At 67.9% G+C, this 13,257-nt stretch carries 11 protein-coding genes and 1 pseudogene; 10 read left to right on the top strand and 2 right to left on the bottom strand.

The window, feature by feature from the left end; translation table 11 throughout:
- The 3 genes and pseudogenes from P3W85_RS23005 to P3W85_RS22995 all read left to right on the top strand — a co-directional run.
- A pseudogene (locus P3W85_RS23005) lies at nucleotides 1–212 on the top strand (ribosomal protein S18-alanine N-acetyltransferase); the annotation flags it as partial.
- The gene (locus P3W85_RS23000; RefSeq protein WP_276266475.1) at nucleotides 209–1,246 is read left to right on the top strand and encodes a uracil-DNA glycosylase; all 1,038 of its coding nucleotides are present in this window, start codon (nucleotides 209–211) and stop codon (nucleotides 1,244–1,246) included. The pseudogene P3W85_RS23005 and the gene P3W85_RS23000, both read left to right, overlap by 4 nt.
- The gene (locus P3W85_RS22995) at nucleotides 1,227–2,405 is read left to right on the top strand and encodes a DUF1853 family protein (protein ID WP_276266474.1); all 1,179 of its coding nucleotides are present in this window, start codon (nucleotides 1,227–1,229) and stop codon (nucleotides 2,403–2,405) included. Before P3W85_RS23000 ends, P3W85_RS22995 begins: the two co-directional genes overlap by 20 nt.
- A gap of 19 nt (nucleotides 2,406–2,424) precedes the next feature.
- On the opposite strand, the gene lplT is transcribed toward P3W85_RS22995, so the two are convergent.
- On the bottom strand, nucleotides 2,425–3,744 hold the full coding sequence (lplT, locus tag P3W85_RS22990; protein ID WP_017229157.1) for a lysophospholipid transporter LplT: 1,320 nt from the start codon (nucleotides 3,742–3,744) through the stop codon (nucleotides 2,425–2,427).
- Nucleotides 3,745–4,186: 442 nt separating this feature from the next.
- On the opposite strand from lplT, the gene alr reads away from it, so the two are divergent.
- The 5 genes from alr (at nucleotide 4,187) to P3W85_RS22965 (ending at nucleotide 8,890) form a co-directional block, all read left to right on the top strand.
- Nucleotides 4,187–5,302: an alanine racemase gene (alr, locus tag P3W85_RS22985; protein ID WP_276266473.1), complete on the top strand. Its 1,116-nt coding sequence runs from the start codon at nucleotides 4,187–4,189 to the stop codon at nucleotides 5,300–5,302.
- Nucleotides 5,303–5,510: 208 nt separating this feature from the next.
- The gene (radA, locus tag P3W85_RS22980) at nucleotides 5,511–6,872 is read left to right on the top strand and encodes a DNA repair protein RadA (RefSeq protein WP_017229155.1); all 1,362 of its coding nucleotides are present in this window, start codon (nucleotides 5,511–5,513) and stop codon (nucleotides 6,870–6,872) included.
- A gap of 61 nt (nucleotides 6,873–6,933) precedes the next feature.
- Nucleotides 6,934–7,545, top strand: coding sequence for a GNAT family N-acetyltransferase (locus P3W85_RS22975; RefSeq protein WP_051078555.1), 612 nt, complete (start codon nucleotides 6,934–6,936; stop codon nucleotides 7,543–7,545).
- A 64-nt stretch (nucleotides 7,546–7,609) separates the two neighbouring features.
- Nucleotides 7,610–8,146, top strand: coding sequence for a DUF2867 domain-containing protein (locus tag P3W85_RS22970; protein WP_276266472.1), 537 nt, complete (start codon nucleotides 7,610–7,612; stop codon nucleotides 8,144–8,146).
- Nucleotides 8,147–8,404: 258 nt separating this feature from the next.
- Nucleotides 8,405–8,890, top strand: a complete 486-nt coding sequence (locus P3W85_RS22965; protein WP_017229152.1) for a disulfide bond formation protein B — start codon at nucleotides 8,405–8,407, stop codon at nucleotides 8,888–8,890.
- Nucleotides 8,891–8,953: 63 nt separating this feature from the next.
- On the opposite strand, the gene P3W85_RS22960 is transcribed toward P3W85_RS22965, so the two are convergent.
- Nucleotides 8,954–10,900, bottom strand: coding sequence for an ATP-binding cassette domain-containing protein (locus P3W85_RS22960; RefSeq protein WP_276266477.1), 1,947 nt, complete (start codon nucleotides 10,898–10,900; stop codon nucleotides 8,954–8,956).
- Between the two features lie 326 nt (nucleotides 10,901–11,226).
- On the opposite strand from P3W85_RS22960, the gene P3W85_RS22955 reads away from it, so the two are divergent.
- Both P3W85_RS22955 and P3W85_RS22950 read left to right on the top strand, forming a co-directional pair.
- Nucleotides 11,227–12,249: a MurR/RpiR family transcriptional regulator gene (locus P3W85_RS22955; protein ID WP_051078554.1), complete on the top strand. Its 1,023-nt coding sequence runs from the start codon at nucleotides 11,227–11,229 to the stop codon at nucleotides 12,247–12,249.
- An 11-nt stretch (nucleotides 12,250–12,260) separates the two neighbouring features.
- Nucleotides 12,261–13,214, top strand: a complete 954-nt coding sequence (locus P3W85_RS22950) for an isoaspartyl peptidase/L-asparaginase family protein (protein WP_017229149.1) — start codon at nucleotides 12,261–12,263, stop codon at nucleotides 13,212–13,214.
- The last annotated feature ends 43 nt before the right edge of the window (nucleotides 13,215–13,257 follow it).

Genomic DNA, 13,257 nt, shown 5'->3' with positions numbered 1-13,257 from the left:
TGGCGGTGGCCCTGGCGACTTCGCACGCGCATCGCCTGTACACCATGCTGCTGGAAGTGCGGCCCTCCAACGGCGGCGCGATTGCGTTGTACCGGCAGGCGGGTTTTGCCGAAATAGGACGGCGCAAGGGCTACTACCCGGCCGCCGGGCAGGTACGCGAGGACGCCCTGGTGCTGCGCCGGGCCTGGGCGCCTCTGGAGGCCATGCCATGAGCCGTCGCGCCAGGTTCCTCGAAGTCCTAGGCATCGCTGACGAGTGGGTATTGCGCCGCGAACCGGCGCCGCCGGCGATGGAAGTGCCATCCGCTGACATGGCGCTCGCGCAGGCCGCCCCTGCCGATCAGATCGTGTTCGACGGCGCCGGCAAGGCACCACGGGAAGCGGTGCACGCCGTGCCGGCAGGCGAGGCCGTTGCCGGGATGCCAGCCGATGCCGGCCTGGACGAACCGCCAGCGCAGGCGGCGCCGTCCGCGTGGGCAGAGGACAGCGAGGCGGCGGCCGGGATGGCACAGGCGCAGGCCCCGCTTCCTGATCCGGTGCCTGTTCCTGTTCGCCTTGCGCCGGAACCGGTTGCACTCCCGGATGACGACGCCGGGTTCGAGCGGGAAGCCGAGCCGGCATCCGGACTTGCGCCCGCGCCAGCCGGCGAGCCGCTGGCGGCGCGCACCGCCAGCATCGCCGCGCTGGACTGGGCGTCGCTGGAGCAACGCGTCTCCGGCTGCATGGATTGCCAGTTGTGCCATGGCCGCACCCAGACTGTGTTTGGGGTGGGCGACCGCCAGGCCGAATGGATGCTGGTGGGCGAGGCTCCCGGTGAAAACGAGGACAAGCAGGGCGAGCCCTTCGTCGGCCAGGCCGGCAAGCTGCTCGACAATATGCTGTCCGCCGTGGGACTGGCGCGGGGGCGCAATGTGTTTATCGCCAACGTGATGAAGTGCCGTCCTCCGGGCAACCGCAATCCCGAGCCGGAGGAAATCGCGCAGTGCGAGCCTTACCTGCGCCGCCAGATCGCGCTGATCCAGCCCAAGCTGATCGTGGTGCTGGGCCGCTTCGCGGCCCAGTCCCTGCTGCGCACCACCACGCCGATCGGCAAGCTGCGCGGCAGCGTGCACAGCTACGAAGGCATTCCGGTGGTGGTGACCTACCATCCGGCCTACCTGTTGCGCACGCTGTCCGACAAGGCTCGCGCCTGGGAAGACTTGTGCCTGGCCCGCGAGGTACACGCCCGTGCGGGAGCCCAGGCCTGAGTTCGCGCTGAGCCCCGGCGGCGCCATCGACCTGGCGCCGCTGTGGCGCCATGCCGCCTCGCAGCGCCTGCGCGAGCTGGCCTGGTGCTCGTTGTCGCCCCCCTTGCTGGCATTCCTGCCCGCGGACGACGCGGCCGGGCCTTTGCTGAACGGGACTTCCCCTGTCCCCGAGACCGCCCTGGCGCGCTGGCCGGAAGGGGCCCTGGCGGCCTGGCAGCGCTGGCTGGCTGGAGCCGACCCGGCCTTGCTTCCCCCCACCATTGCGGAGCTTGCGGCCGGCCTGCAGCAGCCGCGCGCGCCGGATACGGCACCCGCGCCCAGCCTGAGGCTGGGCCGCCACGCCGAACGCCTCCTCCAGTTCACGTTGGAACACGCCGAAGGCCTGGAACTGCTGGCCGCCAACCTGCCGGTGCGCCGCGTGGGTTCGCACGGCGTGCAGACGCTGGGCGAACTGGATTTCGTCTGGCGCGACGTGGCCAGCGGCGCCACCGTGCATTGGGAGATGGCGGCCAAGTTTTACCTGCTGGTCGAGCCTGTGCCGGCTGCAGGCGGCATGCCGGGAAGCGGGGATGGCAGCGAGGATGGACGCGGCAACGCCGTCCTGGAGCGGCGTTGTTTCGTCGGCCCCAACCTGGTGGATCGGCTCGGCGACAAGCTTGAGCATATCGTGCGCCGCCAGCTGCCGCTGTCGCACACCCCTGAGGCCCTCGCGCTGCTGGGGCGGCCGGTCGACCGCAGCGAGGTGTACCTGCTGGGGTGGCTGTTCTACCGGGACGGCGTGGTGCCTGCGGACATCGCCCGGCTGGGCATTGCGCCGGATCACCTGCACGGCTGGTGGTCCAGCTTGCAGGACTGGTCGGACTGGGCCCGCGCGCGCGACGGCTCGCGCTGGTACCGGCTGCCGCGTTCGGCATGGATGGCGCCAGCCAGGGTGGCGCAGGCCCATACCGAGACCGCGGAGGCGGTCCATGAGGCGCTTGCGCTACGCTTTGCCGAGACGCACCACGATAAGAACTGGCGCCGCGAGGCGCCGGTGATGCTGTGCGAAGTGGAGCCGGCCGGGCAGCCTGGCATGTGGCGGGAACGCACGCGCGGTTTTGTGGTGCCGCCAGGGTGGGAGGAGCGCGCGCGCGAGCGCATCGCCAGGCAGGCCGGCTGAGCCGGCCCCGCCGGTCCCGTCAGTGGTGTTTATCCTCGCCGATCATGGCGAGCGAATTGAAGGTCCGCACGTTGTAGCGGTGCAGGCGCATGACCAGCAGCATCGTGATGCAGATAAACAGGCCAAGGGCTACGATCACCAGGCCTATTGGCGCATTCAGTTTGATCAGCAGGGCGTAGAGGCACAGCATCAGCAGTACCGAAACGTTCTCGTTGAAATTCTGCACGGCAATCGAATGGCCGGCCGACAGGAGTACGTGGCCCCGGTGCTGCAGCAAGGCATTCATCGGTACGACAAAGTAGCCCGACATGCCGCCCACGACCATCAGGAACACGTAGGCGATCGCCATGTAGAGCGGCATATGCAGGCCGAACAGGTCAAGCATGACAGCCGGCATCGTATCCTTGGTGTAGAAGGCCATCAGCATGACGACCCCGCCCATGGCGACGCCGAACGGCAGTACGGAGAGCGATCGGCGCAGCGGAATACGCGCTGCCGCAAGGATGGCGCCCACCGCGACCCCTACCGCTACGACTGCTTGCAGCAGGGCGCTTTGGGAGAGGTTGAGTCCAAGCGATTTCTCGGCCCATTTGAGGACGATGAATTGGAGCGTGGCGCCGACGCCCCAGAACAGCGTGGTCACTGCCAGCGAGATCTGGCCGAGCTTGTCGCGCCACAGCGCGACAAAGCAATCGCCAAATTCGGCGATCAGCCTGATCGGGTTCTTTTCCTGCTGGGGATAGCGGGCCCCGGTTTCCGGGATGAAGAGGTTGAAGACGGCCGCGATCACGTAGAACAGCATGATCACCACCATCGCCGCCTCGGCCGGCGTGCGGATGCCGGTGTCGATGTAGGGGACGTCGATGCCCAGCAGCAGCTTCGAGACGTGCACGGAAATCAGCGCGCCGCCCACCACGGTGCCGAGGATGATCGAGCTCACCGTGAGGCCTTCGATCCAGCCATTGGCGGCAACGAGCTTCTCGGGCGGCAGCAGCTCAGTCAGGATGCCGTACTTGGCCGGCGAGTACGCCGCGGCGCCGAAGCCGACGATGCCATAGGCCAGCAGCGGGTGCAGCCCGAACATCATGATGGCGCAACCGGCGATCTTGATGGTGTTCGTGATGAACATCACCTTGCCCTTCGGCATCGAGTCGGCAAAGGCGCCCACGAAGGCCGCCAGCACGACGTAGGAGAGCACGAAGAACAACTTGAGCAGCGGGGTCATCCACTGCGGGGAATGCAATTCGGTGAGAAGGGCGATGGCGGCGATGAGGAGCGCGTTGTCGGCCAGCGAAGAGAAGAACTGCGCGGCCATGATGGTATAAAAACCCTTCTTCATACTTTGGACTCTATCTCCATCGCTATTACCGTACAGGACAGGCAGCAGCGCGCCGCCTGGCGCTGTCATTGCCTCTGGGGAACCTGGGCCCGCCGCGTTGTCAAAGTGATGTTCACGCTGGCTTTGCGAGTGCCGAGCAGCTTGCCTGACCCTGTTAGACATATTGCATCACTTTGAAAACATGGCCGGAAGAACGTCCGGCTTTATAACACGAAAATAAGTCGATTCCGAGCTTCTCCGGCCCGCCGGTTGGACAGCGCAAGCGCGTTTCGATTCCCTAAATGTTTGCTCGAATGTGTTCAAATAACGGCTGTGCGGCGCGCCGCGCGTACCGGGTCTTCCCGGATATGGTGCATAGAGGCCGCGGGAGCGGTCCGGCCAGCCGGCCGGGACACCCCGCCGGGCTCCCGCGCCGCAGGCCTCCAGAAGCAGAAGCGATCCCATGCCAAGACCCATTCACGCTGTCATCCATCAACCGGCCCTTGCCAACAACCTGGACGTAGTACGTCGTTGCGCGCCGCAGTCGCGCGCCTGGGCCGTGGTCAAGGCCAATGCCTATGGCCACGGCATCCGCCGTGCCTTCGCCGGCTTGCGCGCCGCCGATGGTTTCGGCCTGCTCGACCTGAATGAAGCTGTGCTGATGCGCGAGCTGGGCTGGCAAGGCCCGATCCTGTTGCTGGAAGGTTTCTTCCAGCCGCAGGACGTACCCTTGCTCGAGCAGTACCGCCTCACCACATCGGTGCATTGCGAGGAGCAGCTGCGCATGCTGGAGGTGGCGAGGCCCAAGGGGCCGCTGGCGATCCAGCTCAAGCTCAATACCGGCATGAACCGCCTGGGCTTCCGCCCGGACCAGTACCGGGCCGCCTGGGAGCGCGCGCGGACGCTGTCCTGCGTGGGCAGCATCGTGCACATGACACACTTTTCCGATGCCGATAGCGCGCGCGGTATCGCGCACCAGCTGGCCGTGTTCGACGCCACCACCGCCAACCTGCCCGGCGAAGCCAGCCTGTCCAATTCGGCGGCCACGCTGTGGCATCCCCAGGCCCATCGTGCGTGGGTCCGGCCGGGGGTGGTGCTGTATGGCGGCTCGCCCACGGGCCATGCGGCCGATGTTGCCAGTTTTGGCCTGCAGCCGGCGATGTCGCTGCACAGCGAACTGATTTCGGTGCAGGACCTGCAGCCGGGCGATACCGTGGGCTATGGCTCGCTGTTCAAGGCCGAGCGGCCGATGCGCATCGGCGTGGTGGCCTGCGGCTATGCCGACGGCTATCCGCGCCATGCCGCGGGCTGGGGCGACAAGCCGGCGCCGGTGCTGGTCGATGGCGTGCGCACCCGTCTGGTGGGCCGTGTGTCGATGGACATGATCTGCGTCGACCTGACGCCCTGCCCGAAGGCCAGGGTGGGCAGCGCCGTGACCCTTTGGGGCCAGGGCCTGCCGATCGACGATGTCGCCGAGGCCAGCGGTACCGTGGGCTACGAGCTGATGTGCGCGCTGGCGCCGCGGGTGCCGGTCACGGTGGCGACCCTGACCGCGCCGGAGCAGCAGGCGCTGGCGTGAACGCCTGAATGCCTGGGCGGTTGCCCGGAACACTGCGGCTTAGTCCCGGCGTGACGCACCAGCATGGGCAGCCGTCCCGGTATGGCGCTTGCGCCGCACGAAACTGCCGGGGCGTGCCCAGCGCGCTCATCGCCTGCGCATCAGGGCAGCAAGTGCCGATACATCGGCACATCCGCATCCATATCCGCATTCCCGAGGACTCCCCAAGTTGGCCAAGCCCAAGAACGTCTACACCTGTACCGAATGCGGCGGCACTTCGCCGCGCTGGCAAGGCCAGTGCCCGCATTGCCAGCAATGGAACACGCTGGTGGAGAGCGTGGCGGAAACCGCCTCGGCCAAGCGTTTCCAGCCGCTGGCCGCGTCCGCCACGGTGCGGCGCCTGTCGGAAATCGACGCCGCCGACGTGCCGCGCTTCTCCAGCGGCATCGATGAGTTCGACCGCGTGCTGGGCGGCGGCCTGGTGTCGGGCGGGGTGGTGCTGATCGGCGGCGATCCCGGCATCGGCAAGTCCACGCTGCTGTTGCAGGCCCTGGCCAACCTGGCCTCGGAGCGGCGCGTGCTATACGTGAGCGGCGAGGAATCCGGCGCGCAGATCGCCTTGCGGGCGCAGCGCCTCGGCGTCGACAGCCCGCACATGGCGCTGCTGGCCGAGATCCAGCTGGAGAAGATCCAGGCCGCGCTGGAGTCGGAAAAGCCCGAGGTGGCGGTGATCGACTCGATCCAGACGCTGTTCTCGGAGGCGCTGACCTCGGCGCCGGGCTCGGTGGCCCAGGTGCGCGAGTGTGCGGCCCAGTTGACCCGCATCGCCAAGAGCACGGGCGTCACCATCATCCTGGTCGGCCATGTGACCAAGGACGGCAGCCTGGCGGGGCCGCGCGTGCTCGAGCACATCGTCGATACCGTGCTGTACTTCGAGGGCGACACGCATTCCTCGCACCGCCTGATCCGCGCCTTCAAGAACCGCTTTGGCGCCGTCAACGAGCTGGGCGTGTTCGCCATGACCGAGCGCGGCCTGCGCGGCGTCAGCAATCCTTCCGCGCTGTTCCTGTCGCAGCACGAGCAGGTGGTGCCCGGCTCCTGCGTGCTGGTGACGCAGGAGGGCACGCGGCCGCTGCTGGTGGAGGTGCAGGCGCTGGTGGATACCGCGAATGTGCCGAACCCGCGGCGCCTGGCCGTGGGGCTGGAGCAGAACCGGCTGGCCATGCTGCTGGCGGTGCTGCACCGCCATGCCGGCATTGCCTGCTTCGACCAGGACGTGTTCCTCAACGCCGTGGGCGGGGTCAAGATCACCGAGCCGGCGGCCGACCTGGCGGTGCTGCTGGCCATCCATTCCTCGATGCGCAACAAGCCGCTGCCGCGCGGGCTGGTGGTCTTCGGCGAAATCGGCCTGGCCGGCGAGATCCGGCCCAGCCCGCGCGGGCAGGAGCGTTTGCGCGAGGCCGCCAAGCTGGGCTTCTCGATGGCCGTGATCCCGAAGGCCAATGCGCCCAAGCAGAAGATCGAGGGCCTGGAGGTGGTGGCGGTCGAGCGGCTGGAGCAAGCCATCGACCGGGTACGGCATCTGGAGTGAAGGCCTGCGAGCGCAGCCGGCAGGGCGCGGCTGCGCACTGAGCAAGGGAGACATCGACACCATGCCCGATCAACAGGCTTGCTTGGCTGGCGCGGCCGGCAATGAACCGCTCGCGCTGGAGACCGCCCGCCTGCGCCTGCGGCAGTGGCGCAAGGCAGATTTCGCGCCCTTTGCCGCGCTCAATGCCGACCCGCTGGCCATGGCGCACTTCCCCGCGCCGCTGGACCGCGCCGCCAGCGATGCCATGGCGCTGCGCTGCCAGTCGCTGATCGCGGGGCGCGGCTGGGGTTTCTGGGCCGTCGAGCGCAAGCCGGATGGCGTCTTTGTCGGCATGGTCGGTCTGCACGAACCTGCATGGACACTGCCGTTCTCTCCCTGCGTGGAAATCGGCTGGCGCCTGGCCCCGGCGTACTGGGGGCAGGGCTATGCCATGGAGGCGGCGCTGGCCGCCCTGCGTTTTGGCTTCGAGCGGCTGGCGCTGGCGGAAATCGTCTCGTTCACCGCGCTGCCCAATGCACCTTCGCGGGCCTTGATGGAGCGGCTCGGCATGGTGGCGGACGGAACCTTCGAGCACCCCGCGGTCGCGCAGGATAGTCCGCTGCGTTTGCATTGGCTGTACCGCTTGTCTTCGGAGCGCTGGCGCGGGCTGTACGGCGACGGTGGGACACCCTGAAGGGGACGCACGCGGGAGGCTGGCCGCTATACTGTGCCGGTCATCCACCCACCACACGCGAGCCATGCGCCAGCCTGTCACTGTCATCGACGTACCCGCCTCCAGCCTGCTCGCACCCAGCCTCGCCAGCGCCGATTTCTTCGACGCCTACCGGGTGGCCGTGCCCGATGCGAGGCAATCCGCGCTGGAAATCTACCTGGGGATCGTGTCGCGCACGCCGGCCTGGGTGACTCGCCTGATGTCCCTGCGCAACCGCGTGGTGGTGCTGTTCGGGCTGAAGGACCTTGGCCACCTTGGCGATATCGATGCCGGCAAGCCGGCCAGCGCCTACCGCGTGGGCGATCGCGTCGGCATCTTTTCGCTGCTCGCGCTGTCGGAGCGCGAGGTGGTGCTGGGCGACGCGGACAAGCACCTCGAGGTGAAGATCTCGGTGTGCAAGCTGGAGCCGCCGGAGCCGGCCGCCGGCGGGCAGCCCGCGGTGGCGGTGTCCACGGTGGTGCACAACCGCAATGCGCTGGGGCGCGTCTATATGCTGTTCGTCGCGCCGCTGCACCGGCGCATCGTGCCCGCCACGCTGCGCACGCTAGGCGCGGGTGCTTGAGGAGGGCAGCGGCGGGGGGCGATGGCGCCGCAAACGATTGCGCCCGGCGCGGGACCATAGCGGTCTGCGTCAATCCGCCGCAAGCGGCGCGGTGCCGGTCGCAGGGGGTTCCTGCGGGGCCGTATCCCAAAATCGGTAATAATGTGCCTCGTATTGCGCGTGCCAGGCGGTTGGCCGGACGCGCGCACCGATGGACGTCCTTGCGCTGCCTGCCTTTCGCTCCGGCGGGCGCCGTACGGCCCTTTTTGCTAGTGAGCTATGCAAGCCAATTCCCGCAGTTTCTTCTTGCTGATCGCCGTGGTTTCGTTCGGACTGGTCGGCTATGCCCTCTACCTGCAGCATGTCGAGGGCTATCAACCTTGCCCGCTGTGCGTGATGCAGCGTTTTGCCTTCGTCGGCATCGGCCTGTTCTCGCTGCTTGCTGCCATCGCGCAGAACACGCGCAGCCTGTGGCAGGGCCTGGGCATGCTTTCCGGCGTGGCGGGCATCGCGGTGGCGGCCTATCACGTATCGCTGCTGCTCAACCCCAAGGCCAGCTGCGGCATCGATCCGCTGGAAAACTGGGTCAACCAGCTGCCTACCGCCAAGATCCTGCCGCAGGTGTTCTTCTCGGACGGCATGTGCACCACGCCGCTGCCGCCGATCCTGGGCCTGTCGCTTCCGGCGTGGTCGCTGATCTGGCTGTTTATCCTGACCGCCACGCTGGCGGTCGGCATGATCCGGCGCGAGAAGAACTACCGCTGAGATTCCTGGCGCCGCCGGCTGCCGCCGGCGCGCGTATCCGGGGGCTGGCGCCCCCGGCATCCCTCACACGATCTGCTCGATCTGCTCCTGCAGCTCCAGCCAGCGTTCTTCCAGCGTATCCAGCTCGCCGCCGACTTCGCCCTGGCGCTTGAGCATCTCCATCAGCCTGGTCTTGTTGGCTTCGGCGTAGCTGGTCTCGTCGGCCATGAAGGCGTCGATCTCGGCCTTGGCCTGCTGCAGCACGGCCATGCGCTTCTCCACTTTTTCCAGCTCCTTGGTCAGCGGCTTGCGCAACTGCGTCAGGCGCTGGCGTTCGTCGGCCTCGGCGCGGCGCTGGTCGCGGCGATTGGCGTTCGAGGTTGCCGCGGCTTCTCCATCCGCCTGCGAGTGGGCGGCGCTGGCCGCATTGCGCTTGGCCGCGGCCTGCTTGAGCAGCCAGTCGCGGTAATCGTCCAGGTCGCCGTCGAAGGGCTGGATGGTGCCGTCCGCCACCAGGATGAACTGGTCGGTGGTGGCCCGCAGCAGATGGCGATCGTGCGAGACCACGATCAGCGTGCCTTCGAATTGCGCCAGCGCCATGGTGAGCGCCTCGCGGGTGTCGAGGTCCAGGTGGTTGGTCGGTTCGTCGAGCAGCAGCAGGTTGGGCTTCTGCCAGACGATCAGCGACAGCGCCAGGCGGGCCTTTTCGCCGCCGGAGAACGGCTCGATCGAGGCGGTCGCCATGTCGCCGCGAAAGTTGAAGCTGCCGAGGAAGTCGCGCAGTTCCTGCTCGCGGGTGTCCGGCGCCAGCCGGGCCAGGTGCTGCAGCGGCGATTCGTGGTCGCGCAGCGTTTCCAGCTGGTGCTGGGCAAAGTAGCCGATCTGCAGGCCCTTGCCCAGGCGCAGCGTGCCGGCCAGTGCTTCCTGCGAGCCGGCCAGCGTCTTCACCAGCGTCGACTTGCCCTGGCCGTTGGCGCCCAGGAGGCCGATGCGCTGGCCGGTCTGGATCGACAGCGTGAGATTGTGCAGGATGGTCACCGGCGGCGCGTGCGGCGCGGGGGCGGGATAGCCGCAGTCCACGCCTTCCAGCACCATCATCGGGTTGGGCGCCGAATCGGGTTCGCGGAACTCGAAGGCAAAGCCCGCGGCGATATGCACCGGCGCCAGCCGCTCCATCTTCTCCAGCGCCTTGACCCGGCTCTGCGCTTGACGCGCCTTGCTGGCCTTGGCCTTGAAGCGGGTGATGAAGGACTCGAGATGGGCGATCTCCTTCTGCTGGCGCGAGTAGGCTGACTGCTGCAAGGCCATCTGCTGCAGGCGCAGGGTCTCGAACTGGCTGTAGTTGCCGCCGTAGCGGCGCAATTGCTGGTTCTCGATATGCACCGTGACATTGCAGATCGCGTCGAGGAATTCGCGATCGTGAGAAATCATCACCAGCGTGCCGGGATAGCGTGCCAGCCAGTCTTCCAGCCAGACGATGGCGTCCAGATCCAGGTGATTGGTGGGTTCGTCGAGCAGCAGCAGGTCGGACGGGCACATCAGCGCCTGGGCCAGGTTCAGCCGCATGCGCCAGCCGCCCGAGAACGAGGCCACCGGCTGCGACACCTGCGGCAGCGTGAAGCCCAGCCCGAGCAACAGGGCCTCGGCGCGCGCCGGCGCGGTATAGCCATCGGCATCGGCGAAGGCAGCGTGGGCGTCACCCTCGGCGCTGCCGTCGCCACTGGCCTGGGCCGCGGCGATGCGCGCTTCGATGTCGCGCAGGCGGGTATCGCCGTCGATCACGTATTCCACCGCGCTGCGCATGACCGCCGGGGTTTCCTGCGCCACGTGGGCGGTGCGCCACTGCGGCGGGATGGCTACGTCGCCGCCGTCCGCCTGCAGTTCGCCGCGCAGCATGGCGAACAGGGTCGACTTGCCGCTGCCGTTGGCACCGACAAGGCCGACGCGCTCGCCGGGGTTCAGCGTCACGCTGGTGTGGTCGAACAGCACCTTGGTGCCGCGCTGGAGGACTAGCTGGTCGATTCGGATCACGGGAGGGGAAAGGCTGGAGAAGAGCGGGTCTGGGCGTTCGGTCAATCCGGCCCCGGCATGACCCGGGGCAACCCGGCATTGTAGCCGCTTCGCATGGCGGCACCCCCGAATGGCCGGCGCGCGGCGCGCGGACAGGGCTGGCAAGTGCAGCGGGGGCGGCGCGGGACGGTATTGGCAGCGCCAGGCCCTAGGTGGAAACCCTTGGGCTGGTAAAACTCTATTTTCATGGCATAGGCTTTGCGTGTAAATTTATTTACATGGATGCGCACCGGATCCATGTTTTGTTTCCGGCGGCGCGCATCGCCGACCAACCCACTGCACGTGCCATGTCCAAAGACATCAACGGTTCAAACGGCAATACCGGCAGCAGCAACAGCAGCGACACCAGCGGTCCCTCGGTCACCGAGCGTATTGCCCGTGCCCTGCCGACGCTGACGCCGGCGCACCAGCGCATGGCGGAATATGTACTGGGCAACCCGTTCCGCGCCGCCACCATGCGCATCGACGAATTCGCCGATGCGGTCGAGGTATCGGTCGCCACCGCCAATCGCTTCTCGCGCGCGCTCGGATTCGAGGGCTACCCGCAGTTCCGCGCCGAACTGGTGCGCGGTTTCGAGGCCACGCTTGCACCGGTTGAGAAACTTCGCACCGAATTGGCGCGTCCGGCCACGGTGGCCGAGGTGTTTGCCGCCTCGCTGGAAGAGGACGTGCGCAATCTCGAAGCCACGCGGCGCGCGCTCGATGCCGATGCATGCGAACGCGCGGTGGAGGCCATCCGGGCGGCCGAGCGCATCTTCGTGGTGGGCTTCGGCGCCAGCGGCTTCCTGGCCGGGCTGTTGCAGCATGGGCTGGATATGTCCTGCCGTACCGTGATTTCGGTGTCGGGAGCGGGCGGCGCGTCGACCGCAGCGCGCCAGCTGTACAAGCTGCAGCCCAGCGACCTGCTGATCGTGATCGGCTTCCCGCGCTATGTATATGACACCGTGACCATTGCCCGGCGCGCCCGCTCGCGCGGCGCACGCATCATGGCCCTGACCGACGGGCCCACCTCGCCGTTGGCGGCGCTGGCGGATATCGCGCTGTATGCGCATTCCGGGCGCCAGCTGTCCGCCAACTCGGACACGGCGGTGCTGGCCTTTATCGAAGCGCTGTGTGGCGCGGTGGCGTATCGCGCCGCGCATGCCGTCAAGGCGGCCGCCGAGATGACGGAATTCCTGCTGCCGTGGCTGCATGGCGTGCCGCCCGGACAGGAGCGCGACGCCCGCGAGCAGCGCCAGGACGAGGCGGCCGAGGGCCGCAAGAAGAGTGCCCCGGCACGCCGCAAGACGACTTCCCCGAACGCATCGTGAATCGAATCCGAATGAATACGCCAGTGATTGCCATCCACGGTGGCGCCGGCACCATCACCCGTGCCGCCATGGACCCCGCCAGGGAAGCCGAATACACCGCCGCGCTCGGCGCCGTGCTTGAAGCCGGCCAGCGCGTGCTGGCCGAGGGCGGCAGCGCGCTCGACGCCGTCACCGAGGCGGTGCGCCTGCTCGAGGACTGCCCGCTGTTCAATGCCGGCCGCGGCGCGGTGCTGACCCACGCCGGCACCTACGAGCTGGATGCCGCCATCATGGATGGCGCCACGCTGGGCGCCGGTGCGGTGGCCTGCGTCAAGCGGCTGCGCAATCCGGTGCTGGCTGCGCGCGCGGTGATGGAGAAGAGCGAGCACGTGCTGTTCGCCGGCGAGGGTGCGGAGGCCTTTGCCCAGGCGCAGGGCCTGGCACTGGTGACGCCCGACTACTACTTCACCCAGGCGCGCACCGAGCAGTGGCAGCGCGCCCGCGCCGCCAGCGGCATGACCCTGCTGGACCACGATGCCGCCACGCTGGCCGCCGAGCCCATCGATCCGGACAGCAAGTTCGGCACGGTAGGGGCGGTGGCTTTCGATGCCCAGGGGCGCCTGGCTGCGGCGACGTCCACGGGCGGTGTTACCAACAAGCAGGTGGGGCGCGTGGGCGATACGCCCATTGTCGGCGCCGGTTGCTTTGCCGACGACGTGGCTGCGGTTTCCACTACCGGCACCGGCGAAATGTTCATCCGCACCGTGGCCGCGTATGACGTGGCGGCGCAGATGCGCTATGCCGGCCTCCCGCTTGAAGAGGCCGCGCGCCGCGTGGTGATGGAGAAACTGCCCGCCATCCATGGCCGCGGCGGCCTGATCGCCGTGGACCGCGAGGGCAACGTCACGCTGCCCTTCAATACGGAAGGCATGTACCGCGGTTTCGCCCGGGTGGGCGAAGCGGCCAATGTGTGGATCTACGGCTGAGCGCGCGAGCGAGGCACCGGTACCGCATCAGGCAAGCATCGAA

The organism is Cupriavidus basilensis (assembly GCF_029335485.1).
In the GTDB taxonomy this organism is placed as follows: Bacteria; Pseudomonadota; Gammaproteobacteria; order Burkholderiales; family Burkholderiaceae; genus Cupriavidus; species Cupriavidus basilensis_E.
This window is presented reverse-complemented; position numbering and strand designations above follow the sequence as displayed.